Origin of the sequence: Desulfomonile tiedjei, assembly GCA_016212925.1 — a bacterium.
In the GTDB taxonomy this organism is placed as follows: Bacteria; Desulfobacterota; Desulfomonilia; order Desulfomonilales; family Desulfomonilaceae; genus JACRDF01.
The window spans coordinates 203,490-219,821 of record JACRDF010000052.1 but is presented as its reverse complement, the minus strand read 5'-3'; the positions used below and the strand labels follow the sequence as shown (position 1 = coordinate 219,821).

General features: G+C 53.3%; 15 protein-coding genes. 9 read left to right on the top strand and 6 right to left on the bottom strand.

Features of this window, described 5'->3' with window-relative positions:
• The first annotated feature begins 96 nt into the window (after positions 1-96).
• On the top strand, positions 97-387 hold the full coding sequence (locus tag HY913_24270) for a YggU family protein (GenBank protein MBI4966418.1): 291 nt from the start codon (positions 97-99) through the stop codon (positions 385-387).
• A gap of 115 nt (positions 388-502) precedes the next feature.
• On the opposite strand, the gene HY913_24265 is transcribed toward HY913_24270, so the two are convergent.
• A complete protein-coding gene (locus HY913_24265; GenBank protein ID MBI4966417.1) occupies positions 503-1,678 on the bottom strand; it encodes a glycosyltransferase in 1,176 nt (391 codons plus the stop codon).
• 221 nt (positions 1,679-1,899) lie between these two features.
• Between HY913_24265 and apgM the strand changes: the two genes are divergently transcribed.
• A complete protein-coding gene (gene apgM, locus HY913_24260; GenBank protein MBI4966416.1) occupies positions 1,900-3,210 on the top strand; it encodes a 2,3-bisphosphoglycerate-independent phosphoglycerate mutase in 1,311 nt (436 codons plus the stop codon).
• A 49-nt stretch (positions 3,211-3,259) separates the two neighbouring features.
• On the opposite strand, the gene HY913_24255 is transcribed toward apgM, so the two are convergent.
• Genes HY913_24255 through HY913_24245 form a run of 3 tightly spaced genes read right to left on the bottom strand, consistent with a single transcriptional unit; the run spans position 3,260 to position 4,008 of the window.
• Positions 3,260-3,481 carry a type II toxin-antitoxin system HicA family toxin gene (locus HY913_24255; protein ID MBI4966415.1) on the bottom strand — a complete coding sequence of 74 codons (222 nt, stop codon included), beginning with the start codon at positions 3,479-3,481 and terminating at the stop codon, positions 3,260-3,262.
• Positions 3,481-3,717, bottom strand: coding sequence for a type II toxin-antitoxin system HicB family antitoxin (locus HY913_24250; protein ID MBI4966414.1), 237 nt, complete (start codon positions 3,715-3,717; stop codon positions 3,481-3,483). The genes HY913_24255 and HY913_24250 overlap by 1 nt, the downstream gene beginning before the upstream one ends.
• A gap of 30 nt (positions 3,718-3,747) precedes the next feature.
• Complete coding sequence (locus tag HY913_24245) at positions 3,748-4,008, bottom strand: hypothetical protein (protein ID MBI4966413.1); 261 nt, start codon at positions 4,006-4,008, stop codon at positions 3,748-3,750.
• Between the two features lie 372 nt (positions 4,009-4,380).
• Between HY913_24245 and HY913_24240 the strand changes: the two genes are divergently transcribed.
• From HY913_24240 to HY913_24220, 5 genes are all read left to right on the top strand, one after another.
• On the top strand, positions 4,381-4,707 hold the full coding sequence (locus HY913_24240; GenBank protein ID MBI4966412.1) for a hypothetical protein: 327 nt from the start codon (positions 4,381-4,383) through the stop codon (positions 4,705-4,707).
• Positions 4,707-5,369 carry a hydrogenase nickel incorporation protein HypB gene (hypB, locus tag HY913_24235; protein ID MBI4966411.1) on the top strand — a complete coding sequence of 221 codons (663 nt, stop codon included), beginning with the start codon at positions 4,707-4,709 and terminating at the stop codon, positions 5,367-5,369. The genes HY913_24240 and hypB overlap by 1 nt, the downstream gene beginning before the upstream one ends.
• Positions 5,370-5,467: 98 nt before the next feature.
• Positions 5,468-6,289 carry a hypothetical protein gene (locus tag HY913_24230; GenBank protein MBI4966410.1) on the top strand — a complete coding sequence of 274 codons (822 nt, stop codon included), beginning with the start codon at positions 5,468-5,470 and terminating at the stop codon, positions 6,287-6,289.
• Positions 6,290-6,450: 161 nt separating this feature from the next.
• A complete protein-coding gene (locus tag HY913_24225) occupies positions 6,451-7,143 on the top strand; it encodes an ABC transporter ATP-binding protein (protein MBI4966409.1) in 693 nt (230 codons plus the stop codon).
• Positions 7,144-7,318: 175 nt separating this feature from the next.
• Positions 7,319-9,838: an ABC transporter permease gene (locus tag HY913_24220; GenBank protein ID MBI4966408.1), complete on the top strand. Its 2,520-nt coding sequence runs from the start codon at positions 7,319-7,321 to the stop codon at positions 9,836-9,838.
• A 24-nt stretch (positions 9,839-9,862) separates the two neighbouring features.
• On the opposite strand, the gene HY913_24215 is transcribed toward HY913_24220, so the two are convergent.
• Positions 9,863-10,672 (bottom strand): MBL fold metallo-hydrolase, encoded by an 810-nt coding sequence (locus tag HY913_24215; GenBank protein MBI4966407.1) that lies wholly within the window; start codon positions 10,670-10,672, stop codon positions 9,863-9,865.
• Positions 10,673-10,936: 264 nt separating this feature from the next.
• On the opposite strand from HY913_24215, the gene HY913_24210 reads away from it, so the two are divergent.
• Positions 10,937-12,094, top strand: coding sequence for an alanine--glyoxylate aminotransferase family protein (locus HY913_24210; protein ID MBI4966406.1), 1,158 nt, complete (start codon positions 10,937-10,939; stop codon positions 12,092-12,094).
• A gap of 105 nt (positions 12,095-12,199) precedes the next feature.
• Here the strand turns inward: HY913_24210 and HY913_24205 are convergent, their stop codons facing one another.
• Entirely contained in the window at positions 12,200-12,772 is a 573-nt protein-coding gene (locus HY913_24205) for a hypothetical protein (GenBank protein ID MBI4966405.1), read from the bottom strand.
• Between the two features lie 624 nt (positions 12,773-13,396).
• Here HY913_24205 and HY913_24200 point away from each other — a divergent pair.
• On the top strand, positions 13,397-15,685 hold the full coding sequence (locus HY913_24200; protein MBI4966404.1) for a PAS domain S-box protein: 2,289 nt from the start codon (positions 13,397-13,399) through the stop codon (positions 15,683-15,685).
• The last annotated feature ends 647 nt before the right edge of the window (positions 15,686-16,332 follow it).

Genomic DNA, 16,332 nt, shown 5'->3' with positions numbered 1-16,332 from the left:
AGTACCGTGTACCGGCCTGCGACGGACCGCTGCATTTGCGCGTCGAGCTTCGCGAGCCGAGGGCAAACATGTTATTGCCGAGGTGGATAGGTGCCGATGTATCTTAGAGATCATTCGGAAGGGGTTACCATAGAGGCCAGGATTGCTCCAAATGCCTCCCGCAACGCAATCATGTTAGATAGCGCCGGCCGGCTGATAATTAGGCTTACGGCCCCTCCTACGGAGGGGAAAGCCAACAAGAGTCTGGTAAAGTTCCTGGCCAAACGGCTGGGAGTTGCCCCATCCTCAATCACAATCGTTCGGGGACATGCTTCCAGGGACAAGGTGTTGCTTGTAAGCGGTTTGGACGAACTCACCGCCAGACGCCGATTGGAGGCCGGCACGTGAAAATACCATGCAATCTAAAATGAGGATTGTGAGGAGCGTTCTGTTGGTTTGGTGATTGTGGGCAACCTTAGCGGTTCGAGGCCATCACGAACACGCCACCACGCGGGATAGACCTCTACTCAAACACCGGTGACCTGGCCGGATACGCATGTGACGTACCGGGCTCCAGTCTTGTCGGCTGATAGCGGCTTCCATGATAAGTGGTTCCGCGCCATTGAAGAGCGTCTTTGAACAGTATCTTCTTGACAATCACTAGAAACACCCAGATCAACATAAGGTTTCCCAGAATGAGGAGAACCGTATATCTATGGGCGGTTCCCAATTGAGAATAAAAAAGGGCGGGGACTAGGCACATTACGCCCAGGCAAACGGCGGGCAAGAGGAACCACCCTCCAGGCCAGACCGACGGGGCCCCGCATACGTAAAAGTACATTGAAGCCAGCAAAACCGGAAAGCTCATCAACAGGTGCATTCCCAGGAATCTCAAGACCGTGGGAAGTTCGTAATTCATGGCGGCACTGAGAATCCGGGTCCAACCACGCAGGATTTCCCTGAAACTAGTGTACATGCGTGTTTGCAAAATGTGGCGGCCATTTGCGAATATAAGCCCCAGCCCTGCCGCCTTGACCCTTTTTCCTATGCCGATATCTTCCACGGCCAGTTCTCGCACGTCGTGGTGGCCGCCGATCTTTTCGTAAGCATGCCTGGTTATGAGATAGAACATCCCGTTTGCGGAGGCCACGGAGCTGTCGGGATCATTCACCTTATCGAGAGGAAAGAGAATGCACGACATGGCTGCAAAGCTGGGCTGCAAGGCTTTTTCCCAGAAGCTGTTCATAATGAACTTGGGGCTTAACGTTATCATGTTCACGTGTGAACGCGTCGCGTGATGATAGCATTGACGCAAAGCAGACCTGTGAAGCCTGCTGTCTGCGTCGAGGAATGCCAGCCATTCGCCTGTCGCATGTCTGACTCCCACGTCCAACGCGTGGCACTTGCCCGTCCATCCCGGTCTCAGATGATCAACCGATACTATTTTGCAGTTTTCGAGGCCGCGAACCACAGACGCGGCAATCGCGGCTGTATCGTCCGTCGAGCGGTCGTCGACCACAATAAGTTCAAACCGGGGGTAGTCCTGCTCAATAACAGATTGCAGGCATGCTCTTAACTTGGCCTCTTCGTTGTGAGCCGGCACGATAACGGAAATCAAAGGGGGCGTCGGCGGAAGATTTGCTTCCTCGATCGGATCAATGTGCGGCACCCGAAGCAAGGCTTGCAGTACGTCCCGCATTCTCAGCATCCAAAAGGAGATGACGAAAAGCAAAACTATTGATGACAAAGCCAAAGCAAGATGATTCAAGGTTTTCCCGGATAATCAAAGAGTTGTATGTTTCGGCTGGCCCGAAACGTATTATGCTAACACGAAATGCCTCGACTTTCACCACTTTTGCGACTAGACTCCAACTCCCTGACAACATGAAACAAATTCCATTTACCGGAGGAGCTTTGGTCATGCCGTCTCGTTGTGTAGTCATTCTTCTGGACGGGCTTGGGGACCGATCCTTTCCGGAGTTGGGCTTCATGACCCCTCTCCAGGCCGCTGAGACCCCCACGCTGGACTCTCTGGCCGCAGTAGGAGCCAACGGATTATTTCATGCGGACAAAGTGGGGACAGCCTTTTCCAGTCAAGACGCGCACTTTTCCCTTTTCGGTTACGATTGGCGGGACATGCCGCGGCGGAGCATATTGGAAGCGTTAGGCTCCGGGATGAATGTGGAAAGCGAAGATGTCGCGGCTCTCGCCCGCCTTGTGACGGCCAACGAGGACATGGGCAAGCTGGTTATCGTTGACCGTGTGCCGGATGCGACGCCGGAAGAGATTAAGGCTCTGATGGCTGAAGTCGCGACCTTCGCATCACGCGGGATTGAATTCCATTTCACGCAGACCAAACAGGTGGAAGGCATCCTGGTAATGAGAGGACGCGTGTCGCCCCAGATAACCGACATGGACCCGATGTTCAGCGGCCTTCCCGCGGCTGAAATAAAACCCTTGAAAACGGAGGCTGATACCAATACCGCGGCAATCACCGCTCACGCACTAAAAGACTATCTGGTATGGGTGTACAAAAGCCTGAACAAGCACCCAATCAACAAAGCAAGGGCCAAGCGCGGGCAGGGGCCGCTTAATGCCTTGGTGACCCATCTCGCGGACAAGCCTAAGGCGGTGACGCCGTTCAGCAGACGCTGGGGACTCAAAGGGCTGCTCATTTCTTCAAAACTGGTTCAATGGGGCCTAGGCAAGGTCCTGGGCATGGAAGTTCGCAGGGTAAAGAGCAGCGACGATCCTGGACGCGACCTTAAGGAGAGGATCGTTCTCGCCGCAGAGAATCTGCATGACTACGAGTTCATTCACGTTCACACCATGGCGCCTGATGAGGCAGCGCACACCAAGAGCCCGACCGCCAAGGTGAGAGCCATCGAGGCCCTGGATAGAGCAATTGGGGAGTCGATTCAGCCCATTCTGGACAACCCCGACGTGCTCCTGGTTGTTACTTCCGACCACTCGACCCCCAGTTCGGGCCCTTTGATCCATTCCGGAGAGCCGGTTCCGCTGACCATGGTCGGGGCGAACGCCCGCCGTGACAATGTCCGGTCTTTCAATGAAATAGATTGTTCAAGTGGTTCGCTTGGACTTCTTAGGGGAACAGAGTTCATGTACATGGTCCTGAATCACTTGGACCGCATCAACCTGGTGCGAATAAAGCACAACCCCGACGACGAGATTTGCTCGACCGGTGAATACGAGCCGTTTGCTCTCAGTTAAATGCCCCAAGCAGGGTCGGGGGCGCCCGGCCATTCTCGTGGGCACGTTGTCATTTCCGGCCCAGATAGTCCTCCACAGTGAAGCCCGCATCCTCGAGAAGCCGCACAGCCAAACCTCGCCCAATCTCGCATCCGGTGCGGACGGGAACCGTTATCGAGAGCTTTCGTTCCTCATGCCAAAGAGTCAAGTGGCTCCCGGATTGTCGATTCTCCACGAAGCCCTTCGCTTTGAGGATCAGTTCCCGTGCTGTAACTTGTGGCATCCTGCTCATTATGGCACCCCAATACTAAGCTCTTCCACATGAACGAGGCGCTCGTGTTGGGGCACGGTCTGAGCGTGCTCCAGCAGAGATGCCAAATGTTGCTCTACGGCATCGCGGATGTTCCGTTTTGTCTCTTCGATTGTCTTTCCATTGCTGAAACAGCCAGGAATGGTCGGGCTGTAGGCGAAATAGCCTTCGTCGTCAGATTCCTTTTCAATCACAATTTGAAATGAATAGAACCTCATGTGTTGTTATCCCCTTTTCCGTTCTCCACATCAGAGTACGTCCAACAGATGTGGTTCGCAAGACCCATCGTGAACCTGACTCAAGCTGTGAACATCCTTTCCGGCTCCGGTATGAACTTTCACGCGCAGGGTGTAATCGACGCGGCCCTTGAATCTCTTGCGGACCTTGCCGTCAATGATCTCGATAGTCCCCGCGGTTTCCTCGCGGCGGATCAAGTCCTCTGTCCATCCACGGCCATTAATGGCAGGGTCTGTTAGCTTAGCACGGGGGTCGGATTCGTTCAGGGGCAAGTCAGGATCTCCGGCCGAAGACATGTCGCCTATTGTAACATCAAGCCGCTTCTGTAGCTTCCAGATGGCCGATTATACGGCTAAGGTAGCAAATTCTCAATAAAAGTTTGTGAGAGATGGGATATAGAATGCGGAGCCTGGAAATCCCGGGCAGGGTATTGACGGTGGCAAGAGGGCAATAGACTGCAGAAGTGGCCGTTCAACAGTTGGATGCCCCTGGGCAGAGCCGGGAGCCTACCATTCTTCGATTAAGTGCATAACATTCGAACATCATACAAGGACCGGACAGGGAGAGTTCGCCTCCCTTTTTCTTCTCCGAGTTTTATGCTAGGTAAATACTTTCGGCGGGCTGGGACTACGGGACGGGAAAAGATGAAACGAGAGGAATGGGAAAGCATTTGCAGTAAGTGTGGCAAGTGCTGTTATGAAAAGGTTGATTTGGGTGCAGGCGTGGTCCGGTACACCGACGAGCCCTGCCAGCACCTGGATGTTGAGACCAATCTGTGTAAGGTATACCACAATCGTCATGAGGCCGAGCCCGACTGCATAAGCCTGACCGAGCACCTCGTTCGTTCCCTCGACTGGTTGCCGGAAGACTGCGCTTACGTGGCACATATCAGGCATATAGATACTTTGGCCGAGGTTCGTGTGGCCGCTGACAATAGAAAAAGGACCCGCAATTCCAAAAGGAGGCGATAATGGCCGTCAAGACGCTACAAGTCAACAAAGATATCCTCAGCGCGAACGATCTGCTTGCCGATAATTTGCGAGCACGGTTTGACAATTCCAAGGTCTTCGTCATGAACCTTATGTCTTCGCCTGGAGCCGGCAAGACATCCCTTATTCTGAGGCTTATCCGGTCCCTTTCCGACAGGTTCAAAATCGGAGTCATTGAAGGCGACATCGCTTCGGACGTGGACGCGCAGAAGGTCCAGGAGACCAAGGTGGACGTGGTCCAGATCAACACCGACGGGGCTTGCCACCTGGACGCAAATATGATTTTGTCCGCGTCGGAAAGCCTCGGCATTCAGGGAAAAGACCTTGTGATAATAGAAAACGTGGGAAACCTGGTATGCCCGGCGGAATTCAGGCTTGGAGAGAACATTAAAGTGATGATCCTGTCGATCCCCGAAGGCCACGACAAGCCGCTCAAGTACCCGTTGATGTTCACGGAATCTAATGCTTTGATACTGAATAAGATCGACTTGCTGCCGTACACGGATTTCAACATGGAGGAATTGAACAAGACCGTCCGTGCAATGAATCCTTCTATTCAGATCTTCCCGGTATCGGCAAAAACCGGAGAAGGGATTGATAATTTGGCGGGGTGGCTGGCAGACCAGATCCAAACAGCAAAATAAGCCGTTCGCAAACTTGGGATTGAACAGCCGGAGCTGCGGTCCGAGACGCATAGCGCCTGGGAGCGGGAAAAACTCGCGGCCGGAAAGGACAAATCTTGATGACAATCCAATATCCTCGCAAAGGATATTACTCAACCATACTCTTACTCTGTGGAATAGCGATGCTGATCCCCATTCTTGCTGCGGGGAAAACCCTTTCCGACGCGGAAGTGGCCCAGGAGGTGGGAAAGGACAACAATAGAGTAATAATAGAGGAGTTCCTCAGGTATGAATTGAGGGAAGTCAACGAATACGCGGCTAAGCCGCTCTTGAAGGATCATCCTTCGGTGTCATTCTTCATAAAACAAGCGGAAAGGGGACCGTTCAAAAACCTCCTGTTCCTGGAAGAACAAACCCACAGGCTGCGCGACGCTCAGAAGAACATAGATTCGCTCCCCTACTCTGTCGCGTTCTCATCCGGCGAAAAGAAAAAGATACTCGGGCTTAAATCCGCGGCCGACAGGATTGTCTCGTATGGGATTCCTCTGACGAAGCGAGATTTCCTCAAGGTAATCGAAGCGGCCAAGCAGCTTGCCGACAAGAGAAGAAAACATCCGATGGAATTGATCCCGGATCGCAAATTCAGAGACGAGATTTATCGGCTCTGCGAATCCACTCCCGAAGCATTGGACACCGAAATGGGCAAACTTTCGGAAGGGGAACTCATTTGCATGAAGCTCGGCTGGACCCTCGAGGAAGTAACTTTGACGCGGCTGTGGCTGGTCTTCAACGACAATAAGCTCCCGAAGCCGAATGACTACATGGCATTCAGAAAGAAGCGGAGCGAGTATTTTCAGAAGAGGCTCAAAGAGATCTACGGCCATACGGCCAACGAGAAGTCCTCTGACGGCAGCTCCGCGCAGAAACGCTCCAACAAATAGATATGGCTTTAAAAATTGCTGCGCGTGGGGCAAGTAGTGCCCGCCAAACGGAGCCATTGTCGTCTGTCCTGATAGAACGCGCTCCCCGAGAATAATTGTTACGCATTCGATCGCGAATCGGAATAATCTGTCTCTGGACCAATTCGGAGGCCGGGCAGCCCATGCATCCTCTGATACGCCTGGAAAACGTAACAAAGCGCTATCCGAGCGGAATGTCCCGTGCGGTAGTGCCGTTAAAGGAAGTCAGCCTGGAGATTCATCAGGGCGAAAGGATATTGCTGCTGGGAAAGAGCGGATCCGGGAAGAGCACTTTTTTGAACATCTTGGGGGGAGTGGATCTACCCACGAGCGGCCGCGTGTTGTATGACGGTCGTGAAATTTCGACCCTTCCCCAGCAAGAGTTGGCTTTGTACCGCCGCAAAGAAGTGGGATTCGTATTTCAGTCATTTAATCTGTTTCCTACCCTCACTGTGGGAGAAAACCTTACGCTTCCGTTGGATCTGTTAGGAATAACCGATGAAACCAAGGCGCGCGAGGTTCTTGAGGCAGTCGGGCTTGCAAGTCATTGGGACAAATTCCCGGAACAGCTTTCCGGCGGGGAACAGCAGAGAGTAGCGATTGCGAGGGCGCTGGTGAAGGGCCCCAAACTAATCCTGGCGGACGAGCCTACCGGCAACCTGGACCTTGAGACAGGAAACAGCGTCCTGGAACTGATTCACGAAATTTGCAGCAGGACCGACGCGACGCTTGTCATGGCTACCCACAGCGCCGAAGCGCTCTGGTTGGCTCATCGCAAGTATAGACTGCGCGGCGGAAAATTGGTCGAAGAATCCGAGTCCGGAGAGGTCATCTAGGATCGGAGGACCAAGGGAGCCTTCCTGACTGGCTTGAAATGACACGTGTTTCCGGGCAGAGCCCCGAAGGTGAAGGTTCCCAGGCGAGCCTGGGCACCAGCAGGAAGACCCGGAACAATCTGCTGAGAAGTATTTGTAAGCCTTGCGGGCACTGGCATCTCCTGATGGGCTGTCCATGACTATTCTTCCACTGCTTAAATTCAATTTGCGGTATTATCGGCGTCACCGTCTGCTGTCACTCCTGTGTCTTATGGGGATATCCCTCGGCGTGGGAATCGTAATCGCTGTCGAGTTGATAAATAATTCAGCCCTATCATCGGTTTCAGCATCCGTGGATTTCCTTTCCGGCCGAGCTACTCACTCGCTCGTTTCCAATTATGGTCGCATCGACGAAAAGCTGTTCGCTAAAATATGGAACGACCCGGACATTGAAGCTGCTTCGCCCGTGGTAGAAGTCATGGCCCACACCCTGGAGACCGGGCGAGAGCCCATTCGTTTCTTGGGATTGGACCCTTTTCTGGACTCCGATTTTCGGGCGCTAGCTCCAGCTGCGGCCAAAGCGGACGATTTCGAAAGGTTCCTTGCGGGTCGCGTTCCGTCGATCTTGGTGTCCGGAAAGCTCATGGAAAGCCACGGCTTGGAGACCGGCGGGACCTTAACCGTTCTGACCGCGGGCATCGAAAAAAAGGTGAAGATACTGGGGAGTCTGCCAAGATCTGCAGACGCCGGCCTAGGAGACAATATCGCTATAATGGATATATCCGCGGCCCAGGAGATTTTCGGCAAAGAAGGGCACTTGGATCGCATCGACATCGTTTATTCCGGAGATGTTGAACAACTTACGAAGCGGCTACCTACAAGTCTCAGGCTTACTGACGGAAATTCAAGGAAGGCAGCGCTCAAGGCCATGCTCTATTCGTTCCAGTTGAACCTGGCAGCCATGAGTTTGCTTGCCCTTTTTGTTGGGATTTTCCTGATCTACAATTTTTCCATGTTTTCCGTCTTGTCCCGTCGCGAAAACATGTCGCTGCTACTCACACTTGGCGCGGATAGGAAAGGCCTCGTTGTAGCGTTCATGACGGAATCGCTCCTCCTGGGGACTTTGGGAAGTCTGGTCGGAATATTTTTCGGCTACGCGGTGGCGTGGTGGAGTATCGACAGAGTTTCATCGACAATCGGTGAACTCTATTTCTATGTAAGAGTTGAGAGTGTGCGGCTGACCTTGCCCGTGGTCTTGAGCGGTTTTGGAGTAGGATATTTGGCCACTTTCTTGGGGACCGGGCTCCCGGCCCTTGAGGTCGCGGTTACCTCCCCGATATTGGGAATAAAGCGTCAAAGCATCGAAGACCGCGCTCACGGGTTGAAAGGCTTTCTTTTTGCGGGTGGGATCTTCTGCTTCCTGGCCGCGTTGGTTGCCGCCTGGGGATCGCGCTTTTCCATTTACTGGGGGTTTTTGTCAGCCTTCGGAATGACCCTTGCGTTCGCGCTTTTCACCCCTTCCCTTCTTTCTCCATTCACGCACTATGCAGGGATCCATCTGCGTAAAATCCGAGGATTATTGGAGGCTTTTCTGGCCGCTCGCACGATTAGAGCTTCTTTGAGTCGCACGAGCATGGCTGTTGCCGCACTGGCTGTAGCTCTTTCCATGACCATCGGTGTGGATACCATGATCCACAGCTTCAGGAAATCCGTGGCGGATTGGCTGGAAGGATCATTAGAGGGGCATCTGTATATTTCTCCGGGGACGACCAAGTGGGACCATCCACTTCCTGCAGACCTGGTCGTAGATTTGAAGAACGACCCTCGTGTCGAGGCGGTCGAACGATATGCCGCCTATGATGTGTTCCTCCAGGACAAGTCTGTGAAATTGCGTGTGGTGGACGGGTCGGTTCTGAAGCACCACTCTTCATTCCGTTTTCTCGAAGGCAAGAAATCCGCCTGGGACAAGCTCGTTGCAGGAGGGGTCTTTATTTCGGAGTCTCTCGCGTACCGATTCGGTTTGTCTTTGGGCGACATGGTAGGTCTCGTCACTCCGGAAGGCGAGCGGCCATTCCGTGTGGTTTCCGTTTTACGAGACTACTCCTCGGACCAGGGGACCATCCACATGGATCGGGAGATCTATGAGAAGATCTGGAAGGACAAGCGCGTGCAGTCAATAGCCCTTTTTTTGAAGCCGACCGCGTCTGTGGAGGAAATACGTGAATCCATATTGCGGAAATATCCCGACCTGGATCGTACCATGGCGTCGAACACCAAAATGAAAAACGACGTTCTCGTTATATTTGACAAGACCTTCGCTCCTACTGCGACTCTGAAAGGAGTTTCTCTCTTGGTGGCGCTTCTGGGGGTGGCCACGGCTCTCATGGCGATCTTACTGGAAAGATCCAGAGAAATGACAGTGTTGGGCTATCTCGGGCTTACCAGGCGGGAGATGGGCAAGATGAATGTGTATCAGGCTCTGATCATGGGGTTTGCGGCTTTCTCCATCTCCATAATATGCGGCCTCATCCTGACTTACATAATAATATACGCTATCAACTATCGATCGTTCGGCTGGTCGGTGGATGTTCATGTCAATTTGTGGATATTTGCCAAAAGCTTCCTCCTGACTATGCTGGCATGCCTCGTTTCCGCGCTCTATCCGACTTACAAGCTGATCAGAGCACCCGCGGGGCTGTCGCTCAAAGAGGAGTGAGCCAGGCAGGCGAGCGCGGCCCGGTCAGGAAAGGTCCGCGTCGAGCAACAGCCGTACGAGGTTCGCAGAAGAAAAATGCCCGGCTGTTTGCCGACAAAACATGCTTTCACCGCCCATTAATTCATCCACGATGGCTGAGACATCGAGTCCTCTCTCTTGAAGATCTTTGGCTTTCATACCGAGGGTCTCAAAGTAATTAATTGCAGCTCGAAGGGCCTTTTGACCGCGCTTCTCCACGGTTCTCAGCGCGGTGAAAAGCATTAGGTTTTCCGTCCCCAATTCAAGGATCTTTTTCATGGAGTGCATCATCGCGGTAATATCGGTTTCCCGTCCCGCTGTTTTCAGCTTTTCCCCGAAATACAAGTCACCGGTGAAACACCACCCCCGGGAGGATTCCACCAGACTAATGTGGTCTTCACAATGCCCCGGCGTTTCGATGACATCAAAACAGAACCTCGAAGTCTCGATTCTTCGGGGTACGGGATTGACTTCCGACGGCTCAGGGTTTCCCCATGTGATTTCGCGGTACGATGGCAGAGCCGGCGGCCTTTTGATCAGAGGAATTGCCTGGGGATGGGCGAGTATTTCTATGCCCAGCCTCTCTTGGAGCAGTTTATTGGCCCCTACGTGATCTTCGTGGTAATGGGTGTTGACCGCAACGCGCACGTCCGTGCCTTCCAGATAGTCCACGAACTCCTTGGCACAGTGACTGCACCCCGTGTCGATAAGCACCCCGTCAACCAGATAAGCGGACACCCAATAGTGGATCCTGCCCTTGCCTCCACGGGACATTTTGATTTGGGTTACGCCGTCAAAACAACTCGTTTCGATCATCAAAGAGTCTCCATCCATTTTTTTGGGAAGCAGCGTCGGGTCTTTTTTTGTTCCTCGTTCCCAGGCTCGCCTGGGAACCAGACAGATCTTAGGCTCACGCAATCGCCGGGGCGTTGTCCGTTCGTCGGGAAATGCTTTCCCACAGAATAGCGCGGAACTTTTTTCAAACGCAATCTTGCACTTTTGTCGCAAAGTCCATATTATTCACTATTCACACTTACCCGAGCTTCCTCAAAAACAACAGTAATGAAGAGGGCATATTGCATGCAAAGCACAAATCTGCAAGTGGATGACGCTCATCGGATTCAAACCGGTCAACTGGAGATGCCTCCCAGGCTACTGCTCGGCCCCGGCCCCTCGAACATTCACCCGAGGGTTCGCCAGGCCCTCGGCATGAATATAGTGGGCCACCTGGACCCCAAGTTCATCGAGCTGATGAGTGAGACGCAGGAATTGCTCCGCTACGTGTGGCAAACTGACAACCAATTTACCATTCCCGTGAGCGGCACGGGAAGCGCGGCCATGGAGGCAACCTTGGCCAACTGCGTAGAACCCGGTGATGTGGTACTGATCGGCGTTAACGGTTATTTCGGAGAACGGCTTTGCGAAATGGCCTCCAGATACGGAGCGGATGTGCGAAGAATGGAAAAACCTTGGGGTGAGGTTTTCTCCCTTGAGGAAGTCGCGGAAGGCCTGGAAACCCATCGTCCCGCATTACTCGGCTTGGTGCATGCCGAAACATCCACAGGCGCGCTTCAACCCATGGACGGCATAGGCAAGCTGTGCCGTGAATTTCACGCGCTCCTCCTGTTGGACACGGTTACCAGTCTGGGAGGAATCCCTGTCTTTCTCGACCGCTGGCATGTGGACGTAGCCTACAGCGGGAGCCAGAAGTGCCTTAGCTGCCCGCCCGGGGTCGCTCCTTTTACTCTAGGCCCCAGAGCCATGGAGAAGCTGAACAGCCGCAAATCAAAACCGGCCAACTGGTACCTGGACATGACCCTCATCAGAAAATACTGGAACGGAGAGCGGACGTATCACCACACCGCTCCGATCAATATGGTTTACGCGTTTCGTGAGGCTCTGCGTGTTGTCGCGGAGGAAGGCCTTGAAGATCGCTGGGCACGACATCGAGCCAACGCGGAACTCCTGTGGGAAGGGCTCGAAGAGTTGGGCATCGGATGTCATGTGGAGAAGCAGTTTCGTCTGCCGAGCCTTACCACCGCGCTTGTGCCCGAAGGCATCGACAGCAAGGCAGTCAGCGGCTGGCTCCTGGAAAACTACAACATAGAAATGGCCGCAGGATTAGGGCAGTTGGCCGGAAAGGTTTGGCGTATCGGATTGATGGGCTTTAACAGCCGAAGGGAAAACGTGATTCTTCTGCTGTCGGCACTGGAGAAGGCCATTGAATTAGCACGGTAGCCGTGGCGCTCTAGGCAACTGTTTTTGGATGAACATGCAGGAGTCCGAGAACGCTTTCCAAGGAAGGGACACCGGCCGAATCTTTAACTGAGAACCCCCTTGATTTTAGAGCTTCTTTCTCATTGCCACCCGATCCTCAAGGGGGATGGATCGGATCATCATCTGTAGTTCTTCCAAACTGCCGCTAACTACGTTGATTATTTCGAAGCCTGCTGAAAAAACCCCGGATAGACTTTCCCTCGTTGCCCAACGACACTGCCCCTCCACCTCGATCAGGTTAATGTGGAACAGCTCGTGTGCGGGGATCACTAAAGTCTTTATCTCGCCCACACTGGCCTCAATTCCTTTCACTCCCAGCCCCATGGTCGAGACGTTCAGGACCAGACCCCGTTCGTCAGGAAAGTCCTTTTCATAAACAGGCAAAGGAAAGTCCAGTTCATCTCTTATGGATATGCGAAAATCCGAGGGCATTTCAGGATATAGCGCCGGATCGGCAGGCGCGGACCTCTCATTTAGTTCGGAGGGGTTGATAGCCTTTACCGCAACGAGCTTCTTGAAAATGAACTCCAGTTCTCTTTCGGTGAGTCGATACTTCTCCATTAATTGGCGATTGCTGAATCCCGAAAAACGCAGATCCGCGACAAAATCTCTGGCGCTTATTTCCCGTTTTGGTGACATTGCTTGGGGCCCTCCTGCACATCACTATTATAACATGCAGTTATGCCCATTGCTTCAAAAACTCTAGTCTTTTTTGGATCACCATTCTTCTTTTTTCTTTAAGATGTCCATCCCAGTTCAGTGCCGATCAGCTATTCCTGCGCTGGTTTAGTGGTTTCTTTCGCGTCAAGGAGTCCTGACTGGGGCTACGATTGCCAACGACACGACCCAGACTGTGCAGCGAGCGAGCAACATTGTCGGCGAGAATGCCCGAAAAGCGCTCACGCATAAATGTGGTCGAGAGAGCCTCTATAACCGTACCGGAGTAAGTAACAAAGGCACATTGGAAAACCTGGAATGCCGGTAAACGCGTTCAGGCAGAGGCGAGGCTGTACGATTTTCGCGCCTCTTCTTTGCCTCGACGCGATTCGGGAGCAGCTTGTCCGGGGATGACCGTGGGAGCATCCATATCTACTTAGTTGTTATCACTAAGTGTGCTGAGTTTTCTTCTCATGGGCACGAAAGTGGCATACTCGTTGCAACGCGTAAACGTAACGCGTGGGGGCCGCCAGAGCGTCAAAACCATTGACACCGCAACTTGGCGACAATTATTAGGCGCCTTAATTGACAAACCAGGAGCATGCCATGTCGGGTCAGGAATTACGAGCTTTCGATTTCACAGAGGCGCATTATCGGGTGCCCGAGAGCGTCACTCTGGAGAAGGTCTTCGCCGATTCGATTGATCTGGCAACAATTGACACGGATCCCATGACCGGCTCGGGGAGCTTCAAGGTCAGCGGAACTCAGGCAGAGGGATTTCATCGATTGTTGAATGCGTTGCCCATCCCTGCCATGCTCGTGGATCAAAGCTATTCGGCTGTCTTTGCAAACGAAGCATCAGAAAAAATCAATATTGATTATCGAAACATGGCCGGCGGTCCCTTTTTCGCACTCTTCCCTCATCCTCGCAACGCCCTCGCTGTTCAGGTGCTGGTGGACAAGGTTTTCTACGAGAAGAAACGGCAGGTGAGTGAAGGCCTGTTACAGGTTCGCGGAAAAAAGATCTGGGCGCGCATGCATTTTCGATCCATCAAGCTCGACAGGGACAGGCTGTTACTTGTCCTCATCGAAGACCTCACCCTTGAGAAGAAGCAGCTTTTTCTTATCAAGAAACACGGGGCCACGCTTCAGACCGCGCGAGATGAACTGGAGAGGCGTGTGGAGGACCGTACAGCGGAACTGGCAGCGACCAATTGGCGCCTGCGCCAGGAGATTGCCGAGCGGCAACGAGCGGAACAGGAATTGCAAAGAGCCCATGCCGAACTCGAAAAGCACGTCGACCAACGCACTGCTGAGCTGCTGGCCGCCAATAAACAGCTTAAGCTGGAGGTCGTCGAACGAAAAAGAGCCGAGGCCGCGCTCCGTGAGTCGGAAGAGAAATATCGCACCATAGTCGAGACCATCGAGGAAGCCTATTACGAACTGGATAACGCAGGCAATTTCAACTTCTTGAACGATTCGGCGTGCAAACTACTGGGCCATGAAAAAGAGTGTCTCCTGGGAAAGGATTTCCGCTCGAGCATACACGACCATAGTCTGCCGGACGCGCATGAAACCTTTAAGAAAGTGCTGGAGACGGGGAAGCCCGTCAATGCGTCTCACTGGAAGATGGTGACCAAGGACGGCTCCGAAAGAGACATGGAGGTGTCCGTCTCTTTGATCAGAGACTCGTTAGGAGACCCGTTGGGGTTCAGAGGCATCTGGCGGGATGTTACCGGCCGCAGACAAGCGGAGGAGGAACTCTTCAAGGTGGCCAAGCTTGAATCCATAGGCGTCCTTGCGGGCGGCATTGCGCACGATTTCAACAATATTCTGACAGCCATTCAAGGGAGTGTGTCGCTGGCCAAGTTGACCGCAAGACCTGGCGACAAGGTGTATCACTTGCTGGAAAATGCGGAAAAGGCGTCCACAAGAGCTAAAGACCTCACACAACAGTTGCTCACATTCTCCAGAGGAGGTGAGCCGGTTAGAAAGGCATGCCGCATTGCGGGCCTGGTACGAGACGCGTGCGAATTCACATTGAGGGGTTCCACGGTCCGATGCGAATTTTCCATTCCGAAGACCGTCTGGACGGTGAACGTGGATGAAGGACAGATCAGTCAGGTTATCAGCAACCTCGTCATAAATGCTCAGCAGGCCATGCCGCAGGGTGGTGTGATCAAGATGAGGGTGGAAGATGTTGTCGTGGCACCGGAGCATGGTTTGCCAATATCACCCGGGCCCTACGTGAGGATATCAATCGAGGATCATGGCCGCGGGATACCCGAAGAGCATCTGTCCAAGATCTTTGACCCGTATTTTACGACCAAACAGAAAGGGAGCGGCCTCGGCCTGGCCACATCCTATTCCATAATCAAAAAACATGACGGGCTGATTGCGGTCTCTTCGACCTCGGGAACGGGCACCACGTTTGATGTGTATCTCCCCAGATCGGACGATAAAATCCCGGAGGACAACGGCACGAAGCTGCGGCTCCTTACCGGCAAGGCCAAGATATTGTTGATGGATGACGAGCAAATAATAGGCGATCTGGCCAAAGAAATACTAAGTATGCTGGGCTATGACGTGGATGTAGCAACCGATGGGGCCGAGGCGGTGGAACTTTACGGGAAAGCCCTGAAGACCGAGGAACCCTATGACCTTGTTATAGTAGACTTGACGGTTCCCGGCGGCATGGGAGGGAAGGAAGCCATCGATATACTTGGCAAATCTGACCCCAAGATAAGAGCAATCGTGTCCAGCGGCTATTCCAATGATCCCATTATGGCCAATCATGAAAAACATGGCTTTATTGGAGTTGTGGCAAAACCTTACACAGTGATCGAGCTGTCTGAGGCTGTCCGGCGAGCCCTGGTGTCGGACAAGAAAGTATAGAATAAGGTCTTTCGGCAAATTCTCTGCCCGTAGCCAAAATTGCGACCGGATGGCGCTCACCGCCCTGTATGCAATGGGACATCGGCTTTGCCATTACCACTTATGCCAATGCGCTTTCGTACAACTGAAGATGGCGGGCATCCCGCGTCCCGCGGGACCGCCACCACATTATGGTAGCGGCTGGCGTCCCTGCCGGCCACTGCTAATGTCCCTTCTTGAAAGCGCATTCCCTTGAAAACGCCTCGAAGACAACCGGCAATCCCGCGTTCAGCGCGGGACGGCGCTACCGGCGTTTTCATAATTCGTTGTGGCACTCGCCGCCACGGAAGTTGGTATTACTATAGTACTTCCCAAAACTAATCGCGAAAATAGCTATCGCATAAATCGTTCCCCTGAAGGGGGAGTTCCTTGAGTAGCCACGGGTGAAACCCGTGGTATGCAGAGCCAAGAATTAGTTTCATACGGCCCTGGAGGGGCCGACCCCTCCGGGGCCGGAACCGTGATTGCCGGGGGCTCTTTCCCTGGGTTTCACCCAGGGCTACTCACGGCATTCCCCTTCGGGGAATCCTGGACAAAGGAGCAGCTTGCCGGAAGCAGCGTCCTGTCGACTGGAGCGTGGCACTGTCGAACAAGCCGATCCCGTCTGG

Excerpts from the sequence above, each read along its gene's own strand:
- HY913_24200 (MBI4966404.1), top strand. The coding sequence starts at position 13,397 with ATGTCGGGTCAGGAATTACGAGCTTTCGATTTCACAGAGGCGCATTAT.
- HY913_24250 (MBI4966414.1), bottom strand. The coding sequence starts at position 3,717 with ATGAGGTTCTATTCATTTCAAATTGTGATTGAAAAGGAATCTGACGAC.
- HY913_24230 (MBI4966410.1), top strand. The coding sequence starts at position 5,468 with ATGACAATCCAATATCCTCGCAAAGGATATTACTCAACCATACTCTTA.
- HY913_24265 (MBI4966417.1), bottom strand. The coding sequence starts at position 1,678 with ATGCGGGACGTACTGCAAGCCTTGCTTCGGGTGCCGCACATTGATCCG.
- HY913_24215 (MBI4966407.1), bottom strand. The coding sequence starts at position 10,672 with ATGATCGAAACGAGTTGTTTTGACGGCGTAACCCAAATCAAAATGTCC.
- HY913_24210 (MBI4966406.1), top strand. The coding sequence starts at position 10,937 with ATGCAAAGCACAAATCTGCAAGTGGATGACGCTCATCGGATTCAAACC.
- HY913_24240 (MBI4966412.1), top strand. The coding sequence starts at position 4,381 with ATGAAACGAGAGGAATGGGAAAGCATTTGCAGTAAGTGTGGCAAGTGC.
- apgM (MBI4966416.1), top strand. The coding sequence starts at position 1,900 with ATGCCGTCTCGTTGTGTAGTCATTCTTCTGGACGGGCTTGGGGACCGA.
- hypB (MBI4966411.1), top strand. The coding sequence starts at position 4,707 with ATGGCCGTCAAGACGCTACAAGTCAACAAAGATATCCTCAGCGCGAAC.
- HY913_24255 (MBI4966415.1), bottom strand. The coding sequence starts at position 3,481 with ATGAGCAGGATGCCACAAGTTACAGCACGGGAACTGATCCTCAAAGCG.
- HY913_24270 (MBI4966418.1), top strand. The coding sequence starts at position 97 with ATGTATCTTAGAGATCATTCGGAAGGGGTTACCATAGAGGCCAGGATT.
- HY913_24205 (MBI4966405.1), bottom strand. The coding sequence starts at position 12,772 with ATGTCACCAAAACGGGAAATAAGCGCCAGAGATTTTGTCGCGGATCTG.
- HY913_24220 (MBI4966408.1), top strand. The coding sequence starts at position 7,319 with ATGACTATTCTTCCACTGCTTAAATTCAATTTGCGGTATTATCGGCGT.
- HY913_24225 (MBI4966409.1), top strand. The coding sequence starts at position 6,451 with ATGCATCCTCTGATACGCCTGGAAAACGTAACAAAGCGCTATCCGAGC.